A 24,482-nucleotide genomic window follows, 5' to 3' on the forward strand; every position below is an offset into this window, starting at 1 on the left:
ATCTAAAGATAATCTAAAGTTATTTATTGAGCCGATACCCCAATCCCCATACTGTCTGAATACGGTTGCCTTCTGCCTTTAACTTTTTGCGTAAATTACTAATATGAGTATTGATAACATCATTATCCCTTGCGAAAGGTTCCTGCCAAATACTTTCATAAAGATTCTGCTTTGAGAAAACCTTATCAGGATATTTTGCTAACAGTTCTATAATTTGATATTCTTTTGCTGTAAGTGGTAAAATTTCACCTGCAGCCTCAACGGTTTTAGATGATGTGTCAATCAATAATTCTCCAACGGTTATGGCAATGCACGGTGTATTCTTTTGACTTCTGATTAAGTTCCGCTCAATTCTTGCCGCTAGTTCATCTAAATTAAAAGGCTTTGTTAAATAATCATCTGCACCTAAACGTAAAAGTTCAATCTTATTAAAAGTCAAGCTTTTCGCTGATACTACAATGACAGGAATTTCAGAAAATGTTCTGATTTGCCGTAATAATTCATCACCATTGATATATGGAAGCATTAAATCCAAGATGATTAAGTCTGGAGATATCTTTTTCACTTGTTCAACCGCATTTGCACCGGTAGAAATAAAAGAAACATGATAGTTATACTTTTCAAGATGGTCTTTTATCATGAGGCAGATTTCATTATCATCTTCAATAATTAAAATGCTATTCATAGGGCAATTCCTTTCTTTTTTTCATTCTTACGGGCAGCGCCCTTTACTCCAAATACAAATTCATATTTACCGCAGAAAAGTCCCCCCGTTCCACTATCCCGTTGACGGTTCCCTTCCGCACAATAATAATCCGGTCGCAGATTCCTGACATCTCCTTAAAATTGGCAGAAATCATCAGGATTCCGATTCTGTCCTCCGCCATCTTAACAATTTCGCCTATAATTTGTTCTTTCAACAGAACATCCGAGCTTTCCGTGGGATTCATGAGCACCAGAAGCTCCGGATGGAACAGTTTGATTTCCCCGATATACAGCTCAAACAGTTCCTTGTTCGACAGCTGTTCGATTTGTTTTTTCAGGATATCCGGTGAAAATCCCAGGTCTTCCATCTTTTCATTTTCCAGATGCATCTCGATCTTCCGGCTCAGAATCCCCAGCGGAGTCTTTGCCGCCTTTTGCTGCGCCAGGAACACATAATTCTGTGAAACCGACAGATTTTCAAACAGCTCCTCTTTGATATTGGCTTTATGCATAAAGCAGGTCCTATTATGCACAGTCCCACGGTCCTGTAGAAATTGTCTGTTAACGGCTTGTCCATTGCGGTATATGGCGCCGCTTTCGATCTGGGCTTCCCCCATCAGGATATCGATAAATTCCTGATTCCAACGGCTGGACAGAGACAGGATTCCCACGATTTCTCCTTCCTTTACCTCCAGGGATATATTTTTCAGACGAACGCTTGTGACCTTTGTAAGCCGCAGAATTTCTCCCGCACCAGGCAGCTTTTTTCTGTCATAGAGACTGTTCTCCTTGATCTCATACCCGACCATCCATTTATAGATCATCTGCTTGTCAAACATAGTCTTTGGAAGCCGCCGCACCGAACGTCCATCCTTTAATACCACGATCTCGTCCGAGAGCTGCATGACGTATTCCAGATTACTGTGGATGAATAGAAACGATACTCCTTTTTCGTAACTCTTACGGATCAGCTCTTTTAACTCCCGGATATCCTGATCGTTGTATGTATGTCCCGTACAGTCCAGAATCACCAGCCTGGCCCCTCCTGCCAGTACCTTTGCGATTTCCAGACGTTGCTTTTCATTGTCCTCCAAAATACCGCAGGGACTGCCGGGGCGGGCATCCACATGCACCATCTTTAACAACTTTTCACTATTTTCCCTTATTTTCTTTTTATGGACGATAAAATCCCTAATATGATTTTTCTTTAACACAAATAAGTTATCCGCAATGGACAACTCGTCTACCAGAGAATTTTCATTTCCAAGATAGGCCACCTTACCGGAGAGAATATCACGTCTTGAGGGTGAGATCTTTGCACCCTCAAAGTAAATATCCCCGCCATCGAAACCAAGCTGCCCTGCCAAGATGCGCATAAATGTTGTCTTGCCTGAATGATCAAGCCCCACAATCCCCACGGTCTGCCCTTCCAGCACATACAGCCAGGCATCCAGCAGCACCTGATTCCGGTCAAACATCTTTTGTATATGTTCTGCTCTAATAATTTCATGAACCATAATTTTTTTCCTGACTCCTGCTCTGGTGGATGACCTCATCCAGGGTAATCTCCTTTTGTCCCGCATCCACCACGGGCAGTGTGATCACCACGTCGGTACCGTTGTCCAGCATACTATACACGTGAATTCCATATTCATCACCGAAACACAGCTTAATCCTTTGATTTACATTATATAGCGCAATCCCGCTGCCCCCATCCTCGGTTCTCTCGGAAAAGTCGACCCCTTTTTGCAGCCGCTCATTCATTTCCAGCAGTTTATCCTCACGGATGCCACTGCCGTCATCTGAGATTACCAGCACCAGACGCTGATCCGTAACCGCAATAGATATGGTGATCGTCCCTTTTCCGATCTTGTTCTCCAGCCCATGAAAGATCGCATTTTCCACTATCGGCTGAATGATCAGTTTGGGCATACGAAAACCGATGATCGCGTCCTGATCCTCCATATCCACTTTGAGATTGATCCTCTCCCCAAAGCGGAACTTCTGGATCAGATAATAGTTCTGTATATTATTCAGCTCATCCTCAAGAGTTACCAGGCTTCCTTTCCTGCTGATACTATAACGGAAAAAATTCCCCAGTGCCTCCGTCATATCCGCGATCTCATCCATCCCCTCGATCAGTGCCTCCCCCCGGATGGATTCCAGTGTATTATACAGAAAATGCGGGTTAATCTGGCTTTGCAGCGCATTCAGTTCCGCCTGTTTTTTCAGCACCTTCGCCCGGTATTCCCGGTTCATGCTCTCCTGCAGATATTGGAATACGTATTCCATCTTATCGTTGATCTCCATCGTCTGTGTATCGTGGCCGCCGGAATCCTCCAGACTCTTCTGATACAGTTTTTCTAACGACTGGTCTGCCTTACAGACCGGCACATGCACCAGAATCATCTGCAGCAAAAAGAAAATCCCCAATGCCCCCAGCAGGCACCATCCGGTAATCCCCATATGCAATTGCCAGAACAGCATCCCAAAAGCCACTGCAAACAAAACCATCAGAGCATTCGACACCAATATCTTTCTTTTCACATTTCTCATGTTTTCCTCCTGTGTGCGATTTCCAGCACATATAGGTATGGGTGAACATCCCTTACAAAAGGGGACATACAAAAGGGGACATGTCCATTTCGGTTTGGGACATGTCCATTTTGATCAGCAGCCCTTACGAATGCAATTTGCGGTATACCGTAGGATTTATGCCTACCACTTTAGAAAACAACTGGCTGAAATATTTTGCATTGGCATATCCTACGCCCTCCGCGATTGCCGCTATGGTTTCATTGGTATCTTTCAGCATTGATTTAGCCTTCGTGATGCGGATGTTCGTCAGATAATCATTGAAATTCTCCCCTGTACTGCGCTTAAACAGGACGCTGAGATAGACCGGATTCAAATCTACCAGCTTGGCCATCTCTTCCAGGCTGATGTTCTCCTTATAATGTTCCCTGATATGATCTTTTACGATCCGCACCGGCTTTTTCTCCTGATTCCGCTTACTGGCTTCGTATTTTTTCAGGAATGCATTCAAATATTCAAGCACATAATTGCGGATAGATGATTTATCTGCATATTTTCTGATCTGTGCATACAAATCTTCTTTTTCTGTTTCCAGTTCCGTATCACTGATTTCATCGAAATCCACCGCTTCAAAAACAACCCGTATCAGCTGTTCGACATTTTTATAGTACAACCTATAACTCTCCGGCTTCTCATCGCCAATCATTCGAAAGCAGTCCCGAAGCAAATAATCGAACTTTTTCAAATCCAAAGCTTCCACAGCCGCCTTGATGGAGTCTTCACATTTCATATTGACAGTCAGGGCCGAGTCTTCCTTTGACAGACCGGTTCCGGTGATCCGAATTAGCTGGTTTGCTCCCAGAACCAGCCTGCTGCCCAGGTACTCAAAGGTATCACGCAGCCTGTCCGCACTTTCCTTAAAATCACAAAATGGCGCAGACACCGTCATGGTCACTGCGTATCCGCTGAATGAACTGCTATACTTTTGGATAACCTCAAATAATTGATTCCACAGTTCCTGTTGTAATACTCCCTCTTTGATATCTTCGTCCCGGAACTCACAGATTCCAGCGACCACATTATGGATCAGTCCATTCACATTCTGGCCTGCCGCTTCTGCTTCCTCCAAAAACTTCCTTATCTTCTTCAGTACGCTCCGATAGAGTCCCTCGGCCGTCTCTTTCTCTACGTCCTCTACTCTCTCATAATCTACACTCAGCGCGTAACACTGATATACCGGTCCAGAGAATGAAAAATGATACTTTTCATTCACAATTGCCGGCTCAACTACCTCCCGATTCTCTTGTGACAGTAATGTGGCAATAAATTTATTCTGTATAATTTCCTGGCTTAATTTGTGCTCCTTCTCCATCTGTTCATGATCCGATACTTGTTTTTCCTTTTCCAGCCGGGCCATACAGATCTTTGACAGAATCTTATTCAGTTCTTCCTTATGTATCGGCTTTAACAGATAGTCCTCCACCCCGTATTTTAAGGCATTATAGGCATACTCAAACTGTTTGTAGCCGCTCACCACAATAAAGTTCACGGGCAGCTCCAGCTGAACAACCCGCTCAATTACCTGCAGCCCGTCCATTCCCGGCATCCGGATATCTGTGATCACAATATCCGGCTCATACTTTTGAATCAATTCCAGCTCCTCTATGCCATTGGCCGCTGTGGCCACCAAACTGATGTCCAGATGCTCCCAGTCGATCAGTTTTTCAATCAGTCTGCACACTCTGTCCTCATCATCTGCAATTAGTATCTTCAGCACCGTTCTCCACCCTTTCAACCGCTCTGCCACCCGGCATACCAGCCGCTATATCCGCTCCGGCCATAATACCGCCGCGGGATGCGCACTCCACTCTCTGAAGCGCGCTCCTGCGCAGATCTAATATCTGTCGACATTATATCATACCGTATCGAACAGCTACAATCTTTAATTAATTAAACCGGGGCGGCCTTTCGAATATATGGCGCGCTCCTCAGGATTTTCCGCTAGAGCGGCAATAATTCCCCGCCACAGTACAAAAATTTATGTAAAACCTTTTCCAGGCACCACCGGAAATCGATCTTACTTACAGACCCCGCCGCATAAATCGGAGTTACCTGGTACAGTTCCCCCGCCACATAATACTGCACATTACCCACGATGGCCCCTTCCTCCACCGGTGCTTTCAGCACATCTGGTATCTCATACTCCACATTCACCTGTTCATCCGGGCGCATCAGCAGATTCAGATCCTGCTTTTCCATCCGCAGGTCCACGGTCGGGATCTGCCCATCCTCCACACTTACGGGATCGAATGTTTTCCCATCCTCGGATATATGCCGGTACTCATAATTATCCAGTCCATAATTCATCAACTTCTGGGTATCCGCCCATTTCCATGTCTTATGAGGCGGCCAGCCGCAGGCCAGTACCACCGAAATAAAAGTCCTGTCATCCCTCTTTAACGCTCCCACAAAGCAATAACCCGCTTTGCCGGTAAATCCCGTCTTAATCCCGATGGCCCCGTCCATCTGAGTCAAAAACGCGTCCTTATTATTAACCGTAAAACTTCTCGCCCCGTCGATATCTGAAAAAGAATAACTGGGTGTATTTGTAATCTCGATAAACTTCTCATTTTTAATCGCATATCGGGCAATCAGCGCCAAATCCGATGCCGTCGTATAATGCTCATCCGAATCCAGGCCATTAGGGGTAACAAAGTGTGTATGAAAAGCGCCGATATCCCTGGCCTTCTGGTTCATCATATCAGCGAAGCCTTCCACGCTGCCGCCAATATGCTCCGCCACCGCCACCGCCACGTCATTATGGGATTCCAGCATCAGGGAATACAGCAGGTCCCTTAACAGATACTTCTCCCCGGTCCGTATATTCAGCTGGACATCCGGCTGAGAAGCAGCCAGCTTAGACACTTCCACCACATCATCCGGATTCCCGGATTCCAGCGCCACAGTCAGCGTCATAATCTTAGTCGTACTCGCCATGGGAAGCTTCGCGCTCCCGTCCTTTTCATATAAAATACGCCCCGAATCAGCATCCATCAGTACTGCCGACTGGGCGTACAAATCAATGTCCTCCGCCAGGACAAGCCCCCGCCCCTGAACGCAGACACTGCATACGATAAATAAAAAAGCCAGAATCTTTCTCCACATATCCGATTCCCATATCCGTCTTTTCTATAATCTATTATAAATCCCTACAGTTTATACCTACTTCCTCTCTCCATTCCCACCTACATTCCGCGTCATACGTTCCTCTCCATCCTCCTCTCTTTATCTGTCCCGTACACACTCCACATCCGTTCTCCCAGCACTTTTTCACTCATTACCGTCCATACATGCCGCTCCCCTCACATTCATGAGCTCCACCCAGATCACACTGATTCGCGCCGCTCCTTTCGTACACACCGCCATCTGATACTCCTGATCCAAACGCTTAAGCCAAAACTCAAACTCCCCATCCACGGCCTCTTGTTCCACCCATATCTTCTCCCCCCTATGAATAATGAACTCCTCAATCGGCAGATGGAACCCCATTCCAACCGCCTTCACAAAGCTCTCCTTTAGCACCCACTGTTCACAAAACGCAGCCCCTCTGTCCGTCTCCGTTTTCTCCTCCACGAACCGCCACTCCTCCTCCCTAAAAAACCTCCTGGCCACCTTACCGTCGTACCCCTTTATTTTCTCAATATCCAGTCCAACCTCCACATCACCCACCGCACACCCCGCCACATTCCCCGAATGCGTCAGGCTAATACACACACGCCTCCCCCTTGTATCCTCCCGTCCCTCCAAACCATTACTTGATAAATCCCAATCCCTGACCACTTCCGGCTTACCAAATTCATTCTCCCGTGTCCGCACCTCCCCAACATATTCAGGGTCCCAAGCCCGCACCGCGTACTCCAGCAAAATCCCCGCCCCCAGCGAGAGCCTCTGCCCATCCCGAGTCCGTATTCTCTTTGCCTTAGCCCTTCGTTCTTCAGAAACACTCTCCCAATATCCCCTGTCCTTTAAATCCATTTGATCAACCCGCATCAGATATATTTTAACTTCATTCATATCCCGATCTCCTTACCTTCCGTCAACCCGCCAGTTTCCAAACTCCAATCATTCCTATATTCCCCGCAGAATCAACTAACACCAACCATATATCTAACTATAACCAAAAATCCCCCTCAACGCAAATCCCCAATACAAATCGTCAGCACAATTCCTGCTACAACCCCAATCCCCCCTCCGAACAGTTCCCTTGTTCTTTTTCCCATAATATGCTAATATGAAAACGGATCAAAGGTTGACCAATATTCAGTCGGAGGCATACCACATGGGCAAGATCGAAGATAAAAAAAAGCAGAAAAAAGAAGCTCTGTTCCACACATCCTTTGATTTATTTACCACCAAAGGGTTCTCCAAAACATCCATCGCAGATATCGTAGAAAAAGCAGGTGTGGCCAAAGGCACTTTTTATCTGTATTTCAAAGACAAATACGACATCCGCAACCGGCTGATTACCACCAAAGCAGGCAAAGTATTTGAGAACGCCTATTACGCCCTGGAGCAGACCGAACTGACCGATTTTACAGAGCGGCTTCTCTTTATTATCGATGACATCATCGATCAGCTGACGATGGACAGCAAACTGCTCAGTTTCATCGCCAAAAATCTGAGCTGGGGAGTTTTCAAATCCGCACTGGTACAGCAGGAAGAGGAAACCAATCTGGATTTTTATGCCCTTTATCTGAAGATGATCGAGGACAGTCCACATAAATTCCGCAATCCTGAAGTACTGCTGTTCATGATCGTGGAGCTGGTCAGCGGCAGTTGTTATAACGCGATCTTATATAAGGAACCAATGGCAATTGATGAATATAAATCCTATTTATACGAGGCAATTCGCAGTATGATTCAAACACAAATGATAAAGTAAGTACCGAGGAGGAACGATTATGGAGCAAAAGAACATATTGGTTACATTTCCCGTCACGGACAAACAAAAACACAGTCTGGAAATGTACGCACCCGGTTCCCACTTCCTCTACCGTCAAAGAGAAGAAGTAACAACAGAAGATGTCCACAACGCCAATGTCATTATCGGCAATGTCAATCCCTCACAGTTGGTTGGTGCCACCAAATTAGAATGGCTTCAGCTGGATTCTGCAGGCACGAACGGTTATCTGGACCCCGGTGTTCTGCCGTCAGGAACCAGGCTCACAAACGCTACCGGCGCCTATGGACTGGCTATCTCCGAGTATATGATCGGTGTGGTGCTGGAACTTATGAAAAAGCTGCATTATTACCGGGACAACCAAAGTCAGTGCCTCTGGAAGGACGAGGGACATGTAACCTCGATACAGGATTCCCGCACACTGGTTGTGGGCCTGGGTGATATCGGAAATGAATTTGCCAGGAAAATGAACGCGCTGGGCAGCCAAGTCATCGCAGTCAAACGCCGTCCTTCTGACAAACCGGAGTATATTGAGGAATTATATCTGTTAAAAGATCTCGATAAATTATTGCCGGAGGCGGATATTGTGGCACTGTGCCTTCCCGGTACGGAACAGACCCGCCATTTATTCAACGCCAAACGAATCAGACTGATGAAGGACTCCGCTATCCTGCTCAATGTAGGCCGCGGTACCGTGCTGGACACCGAGGCTCTCTGCGATGCGCTGGAAAAAGGGCACCTGTATGGGGCCGCCCTGGATGTCACGGAGCCGGAACCTCTGCCGGCCGATCACCGTCTGTGGAAATTCCGGAATGTGGTGATTACCCCTCACACTTCCGGCCAGTATCATCTGCCGGAGACCCTGAACAGGATCGTCCGGATCTCTGCGGAGAATCTAATGCGCTTTATGAATAACAAAGAACTGAGAAATGAAGTTGATTTTACAACTGGTTACAAAAGATAACCTTTCCAAAGAAGGGGCTTACGGGCAGATACTAGTCAGGTATCTGCCCATAAGCCCCTTCTTTGGAAATTATCTCGTCACTTTAATATTTCCGTGTTTTGCCTCTATACTGATCACACCTCAGGCTTTTGTACCCCGCTCTCCTAACAGTAATCCGGCCAGGGTCAGCGCCATCCCGGCTACGGTTATCCAGGTAACCGTTTCCTTCAGAACCAGAACAGAAGTCCCCACTGTGATAACCGGAACCAGATAGATATAGATGCTGGTCTTAACCGCCCCCAGCTTCCGTACCGCGAAATTCCAGGTCACGAAACACAGAGCGGACGCTCCCAGTCCCAGAAACAGCATATTGAGAAGATTCACCGGATCTGCGAATTTACTATAATCCGGGTGAAAGTCGAACAACAGGAGGGCCGGAAGCATAAAAATAATTCCGTAGCCAAATACCCGCCTGGTAGTCTGAATCGTATGATACCCAAACCCCGCAATTTTTCTGGTGAGAACGGAATAGCATGCCCATAAAAGCGCAGCCAGCAGCGCCAAAAAATCTCCCAATGGATTAAACTCCAATAACGTTCCCTGAAAGCTGATCAGGCAGATTCCAATCATAGCCGCCACAAAGCCCACGAAAAAACCCTTCTTCAGCTTGTCTTCCCCTTTCATAAATATATGGGAGAGAATCGCTGTAAAAAATGGGGCAGCTGAAATAATCACACCCACATTGGAAGCCAGCGTATAGGTAAGGGCAATATTTTCCAACAGATAATACAGACAGACACCGCAAAGGCCGGCCAGTGCGAAATATCCCTCCTGCCGAATTCCGGTACTTTTTAACCGGTGGGGATAGACGGCCGCCAGGGCCAGAAATCCCATCACAAAGCGGATCAGAAGAATTTCAACCGGCTGAAAACTGTTCAGCAGTACTTTTGTGGAAATAAAAGTGGTTCCCCATATCAAAATAGTAACCAGGGCCGCCGTATGTCCCGCTGCGCTCTTATTCTGCATTTCGGCTGCCTCCCCCGTTGGGGCTGCTGCTCTTCCCCATAAAGATCTCACGGTACGCTCCCGGAGTCAGCCCGATGAACATATTGAAAAAATTCGTAAAATGGCTCTGATCCGAAAATCCGGTCCGCATGGCAGATTCCAGCACAGATACGCCCTGCTCCAGCAGTTTCTTAGCCTCGTTGACCCGGTATGCCTGCAGATACCGGTAGGGCGTCATTCCCCTGGATTTTGTGAACGCACGCAGCAGAGTGGATTTGCTGAGTCCAGTCGCCCTGCAGATCTGTTCCAGGCAGATATGTTCTTGATAATACTGCTCCATATAACGGCAGGCATCTTCGATCTCCTCCCGGTATTCCGGCAGTATGCTGTCAAAAGGCTGTCCGTAATGGCTGATCAAATGGGAAATCAATAATAACAGATTTTCCTCTTTCTCAAATTCACCAGATCCTTCCATGATCCTCTGGTGCAGAGGACGCAGGTAATTGGCGGGCTCTTCCTCACAGATTACATTCGCGCTGAAACCAGGCAGTTCTTTCTTCCCTGTCACCTCTTCTGCCAGTTCCAGCATCACGTCCTTCGTAATGTGTATCGCCCGGTAATCCAGTGTTCCTCCATCCCGCTGTACACACTCATGGGTGTCACCGGGATGAAACAGGATAATATTGCCCGGGCCAATGATATAATCTTTGTTCCTGCAGGTCAGAGAGCGTTCCCCTTCCTCGATAAAACCAATCACATAAAAATCGTGAAAATGATTCGGGAAAGCCTGCGCGATTCCCTGGAAACGGTATGCCTCAATTTTTAACTCCTCGTCATAACAGACGGTGCGAATCTCTTTTTTCATTGTATGTCCTCCTGCCAATGAACTGTATTTTACACCTTTTTTTTAATTATGGCTTGTAAAATATCGTCAATCTTCCTGTTCAGATAATAGGGCTATCCGGTACGGACCGGTGAAAGGACAGCCGTTACTCTTTTTATTCCCAAAAAACAGAACCTGATTCTACCAAATCGTAGAATCAGGTTCTGTATCATTGGATATTAAATTGAATAGAAACTGAATGGTAAGATTCAGTCTTTTACGCATAATTTCTTCAGCATCCCATTACTTTTCAACAATCAGCCGATATTATATCTTACGTTCACCGATGATATCTTACGTTCCTCCGTGTAGGCTTAACGCTTCATCTGCTTTAATAATTCTTTCCTCTCAGCGCTGACCCTGTAAGATTCCCTGGCCTTTTGAAGAGCCTTATTATACGTCCAGTCATCCAGATTGCACCGCATCAGATAGTCATGGGTCAGTTCCGGGTATTTCGCATAGGCCGTGGACACCAGCCAGGCCTGAGCCATACGCACATAATAATGCGGGCTTAACACCTGGTCACACCTTTCCAGCACCTGTTCCGCATAGGAATCCTGAAGATAGTGATCCAGCATCAGAACCAGCCCGACCCGAATCGTCCAGGGATCCCCGCTGTTGATATAGGCGTCAATCTGCTGCCAGAACGGCTCCTGATACTGTTTTACCTGCTTTAATCCGCTGCAGAAGCAGTCGCAGACAGCCCAGTTATCCACATAGGGCAGAAACGCCCTTATCTGCCTGATCCATTCCTCATAATCCATTCTGCCCAGTCCCAGTACGATCCCGTGCAGCATGGATTCCTCATAAAAGTGATGGGTATTTTCCTTCAGGAATTCTCTCCAGTTTCCCCTGGCGATCCAGCGTCCGATTTCCCGCAGCTTCGGCATACGGACGCCCAGGATCAGTTCCTGCTCTTTTCCCGGTACCAGATTGGAATGGAACTCCCGGTATCCGCTGTCTGCCTGTTCCTGTATGTATTCCAGAAAGCACTGGTATGAATTTTCATCCCAGTGTTCCAGATTCCATTCTTTTATCTCTTTAAACATCGTTTACTCCGGTTTCCCTGATCAGGCCGGACCGATAGGCCCGCAGCAGTTTCTCCAGATCCTGAATAGAATCCTTCAGATTCCGGCCGATGTCCGTGTCCGCCACTTGTCTTCGCCGGTTCGCATATTCCACTACCACTGCCTCCGAAAATATATCGCTCTCATTGAGTACAGCGTCTTCCACCGATTTGAAAGGCTCATGGGACACCAGGCGCAGCCCGTAAGAATTGTAAATCAGCGTATATCCCGCGATCCCGGTCTGGCTCTGATAGGCTTTACAGAAGCCTCCGTCGATGATCAGCAGCTTGCCGCCGCATTTTACCGGGGATTCCCCTCTCTTGGAGCGGACCGGCACGTGGCCGTTGATGATGTGGGAATCTTCCGTGGACAGGCCAAACTCTGTCAGAATCCGGTTTACCACTTCCTCCTGTTCGATCAGCGTATAGTAATTATTTTTCTTTTCACTGCGCAGCTTTTCATCATCCAGAAAATACCGCTCAAAGGTCGCCATCTTTTCTTTTCCGAATACCGGGGAGTTCTCGTTTGTCCAGATAAACCAGAGGATGTCCTGGCCGTAGAACTTCTCTTCCATGGACTCGGGCTCCCACCGCAGATAATAGCCCTTCCTGGCGTACTGCTCCAGAATATCATAGAGAGCTTTCCCGCTGTACATCTTTCCGTGAATCTCCACCTGCCGGAAGCTTCCGTCCTCATTGAGCGGGACACAGCCATGGTACAGCAGGTTGGAATTATATACCAGATAAAGACTTCCGTTGTTCATCAGGAACCGCACGTGCTTCTGGAGTTTGTCGCAGTTCAAAAATGCCGTCTGCAGCCGCTCCATCACCATCTTTTCCTCCGGGGTCAGCGTATATGGATCCTCCTTGCATATGGTGGGGAAGGAATGGTCCTTAAGCTTATAGGTCTGTCCTTCGATAAAGACATTCCCCTCCGCCTGATCGATCTTGTCCAGCAGCATACGGCTCTCCATATGGAATTCCGGTCGTCTCCTGATCAGCTGTCCCTCCAGCTTTAACTGGATGATCGTGATCGCTTTATGCATCTTGCGTTCCAGCTTCGCCGATTTTACACCGGTTAATCCGGGATTGTCCGTCACCTGGAAGCAGTCGCAGTTATCTTCCCCGTAAGTCTCCAGCGCAAAAGTGGCCAGAGGCAGCAGATTGATTCCGTAATCTTCTTCCAGGGTGTCCAGATTGCCATACTTCGCGCACAGGCGCACCACGTTCGCGATACAGGCCAGATGGCCGGACGCCGCGCCCATCCAGACCGCGTCGTGGTTCCCCCACTGCACATCCACCGAGTGATAATTCATCAGCGTATCCATCACCTGGACTGCTCCGGCTCCACGGTCGTAGATATCGCCCACCACATGCAGATGATCCACCACCAGCCGCTGGATCAGATTGGAGAGCGTCACGATGGTCTCTTTCGCCCGGCCGATCCGGATAATGGTCTGAATAATTTCATTATAATAAGCTTCCTTGTCCAGCACTTCTTCCTTCTCATGCAGCAATTCCTCGATAATATAGACGAAGTCCTTGGGAAGGGCTTTCCGCACCTTTGATCTGGTATATTTGGAGGACACTCTCCTGGCGATCTGGATCAAACGGTGCATCGTAACCTTGTACCAGTCCTCCAGACTCTCCTCGTCCCCCTCCTGCTTCATCACCAGTTCCAGCTTCTGTTCCGGATAATAGATTAATGTCGCCAGGCTCTGCTTATCCCGTTTGCTCAAAGTCTTTCCGAATTCATCATCAATTTTCCGTTTCACGGCGCCGGAACCATTGCGCAGCACGTGGCTGAACTGCTCATATGCCCCGTGGACATCCGAGACAAAATGTTCCGTGCCCTTGGGCAGGTTTAATATGGCCTGAAGGTTGACAATTTCGGTAGCTGCCGACGCGATGGTCGGATACTGCTTCGCAATACTTTTCAGATATTTCAGCTCTATCTTTTCCATGAAATTCCTCCCTTTTGAAGCTGCACGTATCCATGCATGACTCTGCGCCTGAATGCGCTCTGTCTTCTAATCCAGATGCTGTCCGGACTGGATCAGCTCCACCCTGGTAATGACATCATCTTTGATCTTGGCGATCCGAAGCGCATGACCCTGGAAATAGACACAGGCTCCCGTGCCGATCTGGTCCCCGTTCTCTTCCAGCATCCTGCGCACCAGATGTTCCAGCGTCTCATCTTTCTCACAGGGAATATGTATATGATTCACCGCATTGACCACACGTACCTTCTGGTTTCCCCGATACACTGTCCTCTCGATTTCATCGAAACTGCTGAACAGAAACTTTCTGGTGGCAAATAACAGCGCGATGGCAATCGCTCCGGCCAGAATCTCCCACGCGTTCAGATGTTCCACGATCATCTGCCGGGCCGTGGCGAACAAGAGTACCTCGATGACGGTTCCGGGCGTATGCTTGCAGAGCATCTTCACAAACTCTACCCCAATCACCAGGTTCATCGTCCACGCCAGAAAATTGTTAAAGCTTCCATTATCCTCCAGAAAATTGATGCTGGTTCCAATCTCCCCAACCAGCCGTACCGCCAGCACGGCCACCACCACCAGTATAAAAGCTCCGATCACCGTCTCGACCACCGTCGCCACTTCAAAAATACCCTTCTGAAAAACTTTTTTCACACAGGACCTCCTTCATTTTTGGTATCGTCTTACCTAATGCAATTATACCTACCAGCTCATCCATGTGCAAGCTGTTTATTCTCTCTATCGTTCTTCCCTGAAGTAATTCACCCCGCAGCTCTCCGGCTGGGAATTTTCTTTCTTCTCCCGGATGGAATTTACCACGAGAACTACCGCTGTCACCAGGAACGGCAGCATATCATAGAAGGCGTTGGGAATCGGAAAGCTTTTCGGGACATAGTATTTCAGGATTCGGAATGCTCCGAATACAAAGGAACCATATATGGCATATACAGGCTTCCAGTTGGCGAAGATAACCAAAGCCACTGCGATCCAGCCTAAGCCGCCCACGCAGTTAGTGATCCATACGCCCCCGTTGGTAATCATGATCGTATAGGCGCCGCCGATCCCGCAGATTCCGCCTCCAATGATCATATTGATGTATTTCCATTTCGTGACCCTGATTCCGGCCGCGTCCGCTGCCGCAGGATTTTCCCCGATGCTTCGGATATTGAGTCCGGTCTTGGTGCGGAACAGGTAAATACTTAAAATAACCGCGATGAGAATGCCCAGATAGACAAAAGGGTTGTAGGAAAAGAGCAGGTCTCCCAATACCGGAATGGAACTCAGACCGGGGATCTTTACCCCTCTCATCTGAGCGGTGATCTGTTCCGGCAGCTTTAGGGTTCCGGTCTCTGATTTTCCAAGCATGTAAAATCCGATAAAATTAGCCAGGCCGATGCCGAAAATGGTGAGCGTAAGCCCGGTTACATTCTGATTCGCCATAAAAGTCACGGTCAAAACAGCGTAGATTAGTGCACCAAAAGCGCCGCCGGCAAATGCGGCCAGCATAGCGATCCAGAAATTATCGGTCATATAGCCGACCATGAATCCGGAACAGGCTCCGATGGACATCATTCCCTCTACGCCCAGGTTTAAATGACCCACCCGCTCGTGGAGAATCTCCCCGACCGTTCCGAACAGAAGCGGTGTACCGGCCAGTACGGCCGCTACCAGAAAATTTATGATATTCATTTGTTCGCACCTCCTTTTTTCCGGGTAACAAATCGATAGCGGATAAAGAATTCACAGCCCAGCACGAAGAACAGGATGATTCCCTGCAGGACATCGGAACAGTCCGCGGAAAGTCCTATGGAGGATTCCACTACACTACTTCCTTTTTCCAGTATGCTGAACAGTGCGGTGACGACCAGGATGGAGACCGGATTCAACTGTCCCAGCCATGCCACGATGATGGCGGTAAAACCCACACCCCCGGCCACTCCGGTGGCCAGCGTGGTATCGGAACCGGCAGCCTGTACCATACCGGCGATACCGCAGATGGCGCCGCTTAAGAACATGGTCCTCAGTACGATTTTTTTCACGTTCATCCCGGCATAGCGGGCCGTTGGTTTACTGATCCCCACCACACTGATCTCATAGCCCTGCTTGGTATATCTCAGATAAATATATACTGCAGCTACCAGCACCAGGCCGATGATCCAGCCTGCCTGTACACCGAATACTTTGTTCAGCTGAGCATTGGCATCAAAAGTGGCGATCTTCGGGAAGCCCCCGGACTTAGGGTCTGCCCATGGACCGTCCCGGAAAAAGACAATCATATTTAACGCGATGTAATTTAACATCAGGGTAAACAGGGTCTCATTTGTATTGAATTTCACCTTAAAGAACGCGGGAAGCAGTGCCCACAGCCCACCGCCCGCCATACCAGCCAGAAGCATGACGGCAAGCAGCAGCCAGTGAGGCCAGTCCGCGTGAAACAGGGCGAAATAGGTGGCAAATATAGCCCCCATTATGATCTGTCCTTCCGCACCGATGTTCCAGAACTGCATTTTAAATGCCAGCGCCACACCCAGGGAAGTGATCAGCAGCGGTATCATAATCTTCACCGTGGCCTGGATCGCCATCCCGCTTCGGAAGGCTCCGTAGATAATTGTTCCATACACCTGAAAAGGATTATATCCGATGCACAGCAGGAACAGGCCCCCGGCCACGACAGCCAGAAGCAGCGCCACGATCCGCAGCAGAAATATCCTGTTTTTCGTAAGCTCCGCCCGTTTCACCGTGCGGATCAGCGGTTCTTTCCTTACTCCGGTCAAACTACTCACCTACGGCCACCTCCTTTGCCATTCCTGTCATCATAAGCCCTACCTGTTCTTTGGTCGTATGCTCAGCCTCCACGATTCCGGTAACCTCCCCATGGCACAGTACCAGAATCCGGTCCGCCAGTTCTAACATCACATCCAGATCCTCTCCGATCAGCAGCACAGCCACCTGTTTCTTCTTCTGCTCGTTGAGCAGGTCGTAGATCAGATAGGATGAATTGATATCCAGCCCACGGACCGGATAGGCCGTGATCAAAACATTGGGCCCGGAACCTATCTCCCTGCCCAGCAGAACCTTCTGTACATTTCCACCGGAGAGCATCCGAACCGGGGTCTCCACATTGGGGGTCATGATCTCCAGATCCTGCACCAGCTGTTCCGCCAGTTCTTTTGCCGGTCTCCGGTCTACAAATATTCCCTTTTTCTTCCGATAAGTCTTCAGCAGCATGTTGTCCACCATCCCCATCGTCGATACCAGCCCCATTCCCAGCCGGTCCTCCGGTACGAAACTCATTCGGATTCCCATCTCCTGAATCTGCGCGGGAGTTTTTCCTATGATATTTTCCTGCTGGTAGCTGATCTCCCCGCTGACCGGACGGATCAGACCGGCCAGAGCCTCACACAGCTCCTTCTGCCCGCTGCCGGCGATTCCCACGACACCCAGGATCTCACCGGATTTCATATCAAAGCTTATATTTTTTAACGCCTTTGTCTTATCAGACCGGTCCACATTCAGGTCCCGGATCTTAAGCACGCAGCTCTTCTCCTCCACCTTCGGACGGCGGATCGATAACTCAACCGGCCGGCCGACCATCAGCTCCGTCAGCTTCTTTTCATCCGTCTGTGAAGTCATGACCGTATCGATACTCTTTCCCTTGCGCAGGATCGTCACACGGTCGCTGATCGCAAGCACCTCGTTGAGTTTGTGGGTGATGATAATGATCGCCCGGCCCTGCGCCCTCATTTCCCGCAGGATGGCGAACAGCTTTTCCGTCTCCTGGGGGGTGCGCACAGCTGTGGGCTCGTCCAGTATCAGGATGTCCGCTCCCCGATAGAGGACTTTCATGATCTCCACCGTCTGTTTTTCACTGACTGACATATTATAAACTTTCTTCTCCGGGTCGATCTCCAGACCGAATTTCCGGCTGATTTCCTCAACCTTTTCCCGAAGGACTTTCGTCTTTAACAATTTTTCCTGCGTTCCCAGCACGATATTATCCATCGCACTGAATATATTCACCAGCTTGAAATGCTGATGGATCATACCGATTCCCAGGGATGCGGCATCCGTGGGGGAATTAATCAGGGCCTCTTTCCCTGCCACCCGGATCGTCCCCTCGTCCGGGTGATAGATACCCGACAGCATGTTCATAAGCGTCGTCTTGCCGGAACCGTTTTCTCCCAGCAGAGCCAGTATCTCCCCGTATTTCAGGTTCAGATTAATTCCGTCATTTGCCTTCACCGTGCCGAAGGATTTTGATATCCCCTGCAGCTCGATGGCGTATTTTTCTTCTGACTGAGCCATAGAATCACCTCTCTTTTGGTTGTTAAAAAACATTGCAAAACCCAAGGCTCACGCTTGAAGCTTTGCAATATATTTTATGTCCTGAATGCAAGTATGGGCGACCTAACGGTCGCCCGTACCCATATCTGATTCAATTCTGCCTGCTTATTCTTCCACTACGTTCTTAAAGTACCAGTGGATATCACCGGTGATCGTCGCATCGTCCAGCGTCCCGCCCTCGGTTCCGACTGTGGAACCGTCGTTGGTCTCGATCACTCCGTCAAACACATTGAAGGAACCGTCTAACATCTTAGCTTCCGCCTCTTCGATCTTCGCTTTCGCTTCCGGATCATTCAGGCCGGACAGCTCGGAAAGTGTTACCAGTCCTTCCTTCATTCCGCCGTAGTAGTTTTCACCGGTCCAGGTTCCGTCGATGACAGACTGGACCGCCGTGGTATAATATTTACTCCAGTCCCACATAACAGAGCACAGCACCGCATCGGGAGCATCCTTGCTCATATCGGAATTATACCCAACGCCCCATGCGCCTGCTTCTTCCGCAGCCAGCTGAGGGTTCGGGGTGTCACAGTGCTGTCCGATCACATCGCAGCCTTTGGCGATCAGCGCTTCCGCCGCCTGCTTCTCCCCTTCCGGATCATACCAGCTGTTGGTCACCTTTACATAAACTTCCGCGTCCGGATTCACGGAGTAGATACCCATGGCAAATGCATCCAGGCCGCCGGTAACTTCTGTGTTTTCTTTATCCATAGCCGCCACATAACCGATCTTATTGGATTCGGTCTTTAAACCGGCCGCGATACCGGATAAATATCTGGACTGATAGATTCTTCCGAAATAGTTATTGAAATTCGTTCCATTGCTCTTATAGCCGGTACCGTGGGAGAAAATGATATCCGGATATTCGGCTGCCAGTTTCTCGCAGGTATCCATATAGTTAAAGCTGGTCGCAAAAATGATATTACATCCCTCTTCAATACATTCTCTGATCGCGTTCTCAGTCGCTGTGGGATCTGTATCCGGGATCTTATTCTTGCGGATGATCTGGCTGTCTTCCAGGCCGATGGCTTTCTGCATTCCCTGAATCCCCAGGTCATGGGTGTAAGTATATCCGGAACCCTCCGCCGGATCTGTGATATGTATAACGCCTACTTTGATCTCTTCCTTGGGGATCGCCTTGAAGATTCCTTCCCCTGCGGCTGCCTCTGCGGGAGCGGCTGATTCCTGGGCGGGAGCGGCTGTCTCCTCCGCCGCCTGGGGGGCTTCGGATGCTGCCGGAGCCTCATTTGCCGCGGGTTCTTCCTTGCTGCCGCAGCCTGTCATCATAGCCGCTGTCATCGCTACACACAACAGAACACCTAATACTTTCTTTTTCATAACGTTCCTCCTAATGTTGTTTTTATTATAAATGATGTCTCTCAAAAGACTTCACTCACAATCTTACAGTCCAACCTGACTTTCGCCCTCATTTTACTACAAATAAAATTAAGCGTCTACAGGGCAGCCCCCGTAAACGCCTACTTTTTTTACAAATATTACCAATTTTACTTATGTTTTATTAGTATAACTTATTAATAGCTTGGGGCAATTATAACAATTGCTTATTGTTAATGCAACTGGTATATTATGGGATTTCTATGGAACCATTTAGCCGTCCTGGCCTTTTGAAGCAGCTCGTCTGAGCAGCTGATTGGACATACAGTAATTGATATCCAGCAGCAGCTCTTTGCCGGGCTTAGGGAAATAGATCTTTACCTTGTTATTCTGTACCGCCCGTATCACTCCATCCCCGTATTTTACATGGTTGACCGGCGCTCCTTCCACCAGTCCGGCCAGATCCAGATGGTACTCTCCGATGAAGCGGGACGGAGTCAGCTTCTTTCCATACTGTTCCTTCAAAGAATAGATATGGAGATAGGTTTTGGCCCTGGTCATGGCGACATAGAACATGCGCCGTTCCTCCTCCAGATCCGCTTCCAGCACCGCCTTCCGGTAGGGGGTGATTCCCTCGTTGGCATCGATCAGGATCACCAGCTGATATTCCAGCCCCTTCGAGGCATGCATGGTGGAAAGCGTGACCCCGTCCGGTACATGGCTGCGGGCCTGTACCTGCTCTCTTAGTTCCAATGTGTATGCTTCCATATGCCGGAACCATTCTTCATAGCTGCGGAAGGGACGCGCGCTTTCCTGAAGCTGGTTCAGGGTATCATAGAGGTCTTCTGCCGACAAGCGGCGGAAGTCCGCGTACTCTTTTATGTACTCTTCGTAGCCGATGCCGTGACGGATATAATTTACCGCGGAATAGGGCGGCATATTTTTAAGGAGGCTGAGATCATATTCAATCTTGCCGATGCGCTCCTGCATCCAGTTTTTCCCCTCATAGAAGCTTCTCAGGCTATTGAATTCCACGATCGGGGTGTCAAAAGCCTCCCGGCTTAAGTAACGCTTGGGACGGTTCATGATCTGAAAAAAGTCCTGGCGGGTCAGTTCTTTGGTCAAACGGATATAGGCTAAGATATCCCGGGTAATCCAATGGTCATACAGATTGGGTATCCGGTCTTTGGCCCGGAAGGGAATATTATATTCCAGCAGCCTTTCCATCAGACGGCCCGGCTGGGTATTTGTGCGGAATAGGATGGCCATCTGATTCCATTCGATTCCCTGCTCATGATAGTGCTTTAATTGCCGGATGACTTCCAGATATTCTTCCTGAGGGCTTACAAATTCCCCGAACTCGATATCCTTCCCTTTTTCACGGGCCGTATGGATCTCTTTTGGGAAACGGGCCTTATTATTCGCGATGATGCGCAAAGCCCCCTCGACGATATTCGCCGTGGACCGGTAGTTGGTGTCCAGCAGCACTCTTTGGGCCTTTGGATAATCCTTCATGAAGTTCAGCATTATTTCCGGTTTTGCACCCCGGAAACGGTATATGGACTGATCGTCATCCCCCACGATAAACAGATTATCTTCCGGCGCCGCCAGAAGCCTCACGATATCATACTGAATCTGATTGATGTCCTGGAACTCGTCTATCAGAATGTACCGGTATTTGTTCTGCCAGGCTTTCAGAATATCCGGCCGGCTCTCAAATAACTCCAGGCAGTACACCATCATGTCGTCAAAGTCCAGCAGCCTGGCCTTTTGCAGCTTTTGCCGGTAGGAGGAATAGATCTTTTGGAATATCTGATCCGGACAATTTTTGGCGTGATAGGCTTGCAGGGTAATCCGTTCGTTTTTTACGCTGCTGATCTCTGAGAGAATTCCTGTGAGGAAATCGGCTTCGTCATCGATCTCCAACTCGATGTGATCCAAGATCTCCCTTAAATAGGTAAACTTCTGATCTTCCTTTAAGATATTTGCCGCAGTATACCCATAGGCATATTTCAGAATAGAGAAGAATATGGCGTGAAAAGTGCCGAAGGATACACTGGCCGTGCCTCCCATCAGTTTTTGGAACCGTTCCTGCATTTCCCTGGCGGCAGCTTTCGTAAAGGTTATGACCAGAATGGCGGATGGATCTGCCCCGTATTCCTCGATCAGATATTTCGTTCGCTGCGTAATCACAAGGGTTTTCCCCGAGCCCGGTCCGGCCAGGACTAACATGGGGCCTTCCTTATGACGGATCGCCTGATTCTGGGATTCATTAAAGCTCATTCTTTCCTCCGATACCGCAGGTTTTTTGCGGTGTTCTCTTCTTTCCTATAAGGTTCTTTTCAATCATAAAAGTTTATTTTTTCATAAAAGTTTATTTTGACGCGGATATGTGAATATAGTAAGATAGTATAAATGTTTATTTTCAATTTGTATACAAGCGTTTTTTCAATAGAAAAGGAAAAGGATTACCGTCCATGTCGAAATTCAAAACGACTTTTTATACCATAGAAACAGAAAAAATACGGGATCTCAAACGGCCGTGGCGGCTGGCTCTGCTGGCTGATCTGCACAACAAAAGCTACGGGCCGGATAACCGGCTTCTTCTGGAAGAAATCCGTAAAAACCGTCCGGATGGTATTCTCATAGCCGGTGATTTGATCATTTCGGACCGGAAAAACCAAGAAGTCCACAAGGATGCAGCTTATCCGCTGTTGATCACCCTGGCGGCAGAATATCCGGTATACCTGGGAAACGGGAACCACGAACACCGGATGCGGGAATTTCCCGATGCATTTGCCGGGGAATATGAATCGTATATCCGGCTTCTGAAAAGCTGCGGCATCCATACTCTGGTCAACGGGCATTTGACTCTGCAAATCGGCGGAGCGCCGGTCACCATCTACGGTTTTGAACTGGATTTCAGCTATTATAAGAGATTTACCCGCAAGCCCTTTTATGACACGTGTCTGACGGACGTACTGGGCACTCCTGATCCGGAACACTATAATATCCTCATCGCCCACAATCCGGTCTATTTTCCGCAGTATGCCAAATGGGGCGCGGATCTGACCGTCTCCGGCCATCTTCACGGCGGTATTATCTGCATACCGGGAATCGGCGGCCTGATCACTCCCCAGGCCAAGCTTTTTCCAAAATACGACGCCGGATATTTTGAAGAACAGGGCCGCTCCATGATCGTCAGCCGGGGTCTCGGTTCTCATACAGTCAATTTTCGTATCTTCAATCCGGCCGAGCTGATCTTTATCGATATTACAGCTAAAACGAGCTGACTGTTTCCGATATTCCGAATAAACAGGCTGGCCGGCATTGGATTCACTAAGGAACTGATTCAGAAAGAAAAAGACGAACAGATTCAGAAAAATATACTTCCAGACAAGAGGATAACAAAATGAAACTGCAATATAAACATACAGTATATGCAAGCTATTTAGGATACATCACACAGGCGATCGTCAACAACCTGCCGCCCCTGCTGTTTATCACCTTTCAGAAAACTATGGGCATCTCACTGAGTGAACTGGGATTTTTGGTATCCCTGAACTTTGGGGTGCAGATGCTGGTGGATCTCATCTCCGCCAAGTTCGTCGACCGGATCGGATACCGCATCTGTATCGTGGCCGCTCACATCTGCAGTACGGTCGGGCTGGTCGGGCTGGGCCTGTTTCCCATGCTGCTGCCAAGCCCATACCTGGGCCTTATGATCGCCGTAGTCATCAACGCCATCGGCGGCGGGCTGATCGAGGTGCTGGTCAGTCCCATCGTTCAGGCCCTGCCCGGAGACGAAAAAGCCAGTGCCATGAGCATGCTGCACTCCTTCTACTGCTGGGGACATGTCACCGTAGTTCTGCTCTCCACACTGTATTTTGTCACCATCGGCCTTTCCCACTGGTACTTCCTTCCGCTGATCTGGGCTGTTCTTCCGCTCTTTAACACCTTCTTCTATGCGAAGGTACCGCTGCTTACGCTGACAGAGGAACACAGCGCGACACCTCTGCGGAAACTGTTTTCCATGAAGATCTTCTGGCTGTTCCTGATCCTGATGATCTGCTCCGCCGCATCCGAGCAGGCTATGGCGCAGTGGGCTTCGCTGTTCGCCGAATCCGGCCTGAATGTGTCCAAAACCATGGGCGACCTTCTGGGCCCCTGCGCCTTTGCCGTCTGCATGGGGCTGTCCAGAACCTATTACGGCAAAAATGGTTCCAGAATCGATCTGAAAAAATTCATTCTGGCCAGCAGTATTCTCTGCATGATCAGTTATCTGCTAGCGACTCTGTCCCCGATTCCTCTTTTGTCACTGGCCGGCTGCGCGCTGTGCGGCCTGTCCGTTGGAATCATGTGGCCCGGTTCATTTTCGCTGGCTTCGGAATACTGTCCTGCCGGCGGAACGGGTATGTTCGCTCTGCTGGCTCTGGCAGGAGATATCGGCTGTTCGATAGGTCCGGGGATGGTGGGTGTTATCTCCAACTCCGCGGCCAATCACAACGGTTCCCTGTCGAATCTTTTGTTCAGCCATTTATCCCCAGCAGAGGCCGGGCTGAAAACAGGACTGTTGTGCGCGATCCTCTTCCCGGTGCTGATGTTCTTTGCGGTTTCCGTCCTCTCCCGCCTCCGCAGGCCCCAGGATGCAAAAAACCGGCAAACCGGAGGGAACTCCTGATTTATTTTTACTCTATTTGAATTCTTTT

General features: G+C 48.8%; 20 protein-coding genes. 4 read left to right on the plus strand and 16 right to left on the minus strand.

Going from position 1 to position 24,482, the window contains the following annotated elements:
• Positions 1 to 19: 19 nt before the first annotated feature.
• The 6 genes from ABC831_RS05065 to ABC831_RS05090 all read right to left on the minus strand — a co-directional run bounded on the left by ABC831_RS05065 (position 20) and on the right by ABC831_RS05090 (position 7,314).
• Positions 20 to 685 carry a response regulator transcription factor gene (locus ABC831_RS05065; protein WP_343247160.1) on the minus strand — a complete coding sequence of 222 codons (666 nt, stop codon included), beginning with the start codon at positions 683 to 685 and terminating at the stop codon, positions 20 to 22.
• 43 nt (positions 686 to 728) lie between these two features.
• A complete protein-coding gene (locus ABC831_RS05070) occupies positions 729 to 2,222 on the minus strand; it encodes an ATP-binding cassette domain-containing protein (protein ID WP_343247161.1) in 1,494 nt (497 codons plus the stop codon).
• Positions 2,212 to 3,261 carry a sensor histidine kinase gene (locus ABC831_RS05075; RefSeq protein ID WP_343247162.1) on the minus strand — a complete coding sequence of 350 codons (1,050 nt, stop codon included), beginning with the start codon at positions 3,259 to 3,261 and terminating at the stop codon, positions 2,212 to 2,214. The genes ABC831_RS05070 and ABC831_RS05075 overlap by 11 nt, the downstream gene beginning before the upstream one ends.
• Positions 3,262 to 3,385: 124 nt before the next feature.
• Positions 3,386 to 5,017: a response regulator transcription factor gene (locus ABC831_RS05080; protein ID WP_343247163.1), complete on the minus strand. Its 1,632-nt coding sequence runs from the start codon at positions 5,015 to 5,017 to the stop codon at positions 3,386 to 3,388.
• 224 nt (positions 5,018 to 5,241) lie between these two features.
• Entirely contained in the window at positions 5,242 to 6,405 is a 1,164-nt protein-coding gene (locus ABC831_RS05085; protein WP_343247164.1) for a D-alanyl-D-alanine carboxypeptidase family protein, read from the minus strand.
• Between the two features lie 165 nt (positions 6,406 to 6,570).
• Positions 6,571 to 7,314 (minus strand): 4'-phosphopantetheinyl transferase family protein, encoded by a 744-nt coding sequence (locus ABC831_RS05090; RefSeq protein WP_343247165.1) that lies wholly within the window; start codon positions 7,312 to 7,314, stop codon positions 6,571 to 6,573.
• Positions 7,315 to 7,579: 265 nt separating this feature from the next.
• Between ABC831_RS05090 and ABC831_RS05095 the strand changes: the two genes are divergently transcribed.
• Positions 7,580 to 8,182, plus strand: coding sequence for a TetR/AcrR family transcriptional regulator (locus ABC831_RS05095; protein WP_343247166.1), 603 nt, complete (start codon positions 7,580 to 7,582; stop codon positions 8,180 to 8,182).
• 19 nt (positions 8,183 to 8,201) lie between these two features.
• The gene (locus ABC831_RS05100; RefSeq protein ID WP_343247167.1) at positions 8,202 to 9,164 is read left to right on the plus strand and encodes a D-2-hydroxyacid dehydrogenase; all 963 of its coding nucleotides are present in this window, start codon (positions 8,202 to 8,204) and stop codon (positions 9,162 to 9,164) included.
• A 120-nt stretch (positions 9,165 to 9,284) separates the two neighbouring features.
• On the opposite strand, the gene ABC831_RS05105 is transcribed toward ABC831_RS05100, so the two are convergent.
• The 10 genes from ABC831_RS05105 to ABC831_RS05150 all read right to left on the minus strand — a co-directional run bounded on the left by ABC831_RS05105 (position 9,285) and on the right by ABC831_RS05150 (position 22,056).
• Complete coding sequence (locus tag ABC831_RS05105; RefSeq protein WP_343247168.1) at positions 9,285 to 10,169, minus strand: DMT family transporter; 885 nt, start codon at positions 10,167 to 10,169, stop codon at positions 9,285 to 9,287.
• Positions 10,159 to 11,013 (minus strand): helix-turn-helix domain-containing protein, encoded by an 855-nt coding sequence (locus tag ABC831_RS05110; RefSeq protein WP_343247169.1) that lies wholly within the window; start codon positions 11,011 to 11,013, stop codon positions 10,159 to 10,161. The genes ABC831_RS05105 and ABC831_RS05110 overlap by 11 nt, the downstream gene beginning before the upstream one ends.
• Positions 11,014 to 11,345: 332 nt before the next feature.
• Positions 11,346 to 12,080 carry a DNA alkylation repair protein gene (locus ABC831_RS05115; protein ID WP_343247170.1) on the minus strand — a complete coding sequence of 245 codons (735 nt, stop codon included), beginning with the start codon at positions 12,078 to 12,080 and terminating at the stop codon, positions 11,346 to 11,348.
• Positions 12,073 to 14,061, minus strand: coding sequence for a fructose-1,6-bisphosphatase (locus tag ABC831_RS05120; protein WP_343247171.1), 1,989 nt, complete (start codon positions 14,059 to 14,061; stop codon positions 12,073 to 12,075). Before ABC831_RS05120 ends, ABC831_RS05115 begins: the two co-directional genes overlap by 8 nt.
• Before the next feature lie 66 nt (positions 14,062 to 14,127).
• Positions 14,128 to 14,751: a phosphate-starvation-inducible PsiE family protein gene (locus ABC831_RS05125; protein ID WP_343247172.1), complete on the minus strand. Its 624-nt coding sequence runs from the start codon at positions 14,749 to 14,751 to the stop codon at positions 14,128 to 14,130.
• Between the two features lie 84 nt (positions 14,752 to 14,835).
• Positions 14,836 to 15,786, minus strand: a complete 951-nt coding sequence (locus tag ABC831_RS05130; RefSeq protein ID WP_343247173.1) for an ABC transporter permease — start codon at positions 15,784 to 15,786, stop codon at positions 14,836 to 14,838.
• Positions 15,783 to 16,880: an ABC transporter permease gene (locus tag ABC831_RS05135; RefSeq protein ID WP_425524566.1), complete on the minus strand. Its 1,098-nt coding sequence runs from the start codon at positions 16,878 to 16,880 to the stop codon at positions 15,783 to 15,785. The genes ABC831_RS05130 and ABC831_RS05135 overlap by 4 nt, the downstream gene beginning before the upstream one ends.
• Positions 16,873 to 18,402, minus strand: coding sequence for an ABC transporter ATP-binding protein (locus ABC831_RS05140; RefSeq protein WP_343247174.1), 1,530 nt, complete (start codon positions 18,400 to 18,402; stop codon positions 16,873 to 16,875). The genes ABC831_RS05135 and ABC831_RS05140 overlap by 8 nt, the downstream gene beginning before the upstream one ends.
• 144 nt (positions 18,403 to 18,546) lie before the next feature.
• Positions 18,547 to 19,776 (minus strand): BMP family ABC transporter substrate-binding protein, encoded by a 1,230-nt coding sequence (locus ABC831_RS05145; RefSeq protein WP_343247175.1) that lies wholly within the window; start codon positions 19,774 to 19,776, stop codon positions 18,547 to 18,549.
• Positions 19,777 to 20,046: 270 nt separating this feature from the next.
• Positions 20,047 to 22,056 (minus strand): ATP-dependent helicase, encoded by a 2,010-nt coding sequence (locus tag ABC831_RS05150; RefSeq protein WP_343247176.1) that lies wholly within the window; start codon positions 22,054 to 22,056, stop codon positions 20,047 to 20,049.
• 194 nt (positions 22,057 to 22,250) lie between these two features.
• On the opposite strand from ABC831_RS05150, the gene ABC831_RS05155 reads away from it, so the two are divergent.
• The gene (locus tag ABC831_RS05155) at positions 22,251 to 23,066 is read left to right on the plus strand and encodes a metallophosphoesterase (protein ID WP_343247177.1); all 816 of its coding nucleotides are present in this window, start codon (positions 22,251 to 22,253) and stop codon (positions 23,064 to 23,066) included.
• A 119-nt stretch (positions 23,067 to 23,185) separates the two neighbouring features.
• Positions 23,186 to 24,454, plus strand: coding sequence for an MFS transporter (locus tag ABC831_RS05160; protein ID WP_343247178.1), 1,269 nt, complete (start codon positions 23,186 to 23,188; stop codon positions 24,452 to 24,454).
• The last annotated feature ends 28 nt before the right edge of the window (positions 24,455 to 24,482 follow it).

Origin of the sequence: Diplocloster hominis, assembly GCF_032380655.1 — a bacterium.
GTDB classification, from domain to species: Bacteria; Bacillota; Clostridia; order Lachnospirales; family Lachnospiraceae; genus Diplocloster; species Diplocloster hominis.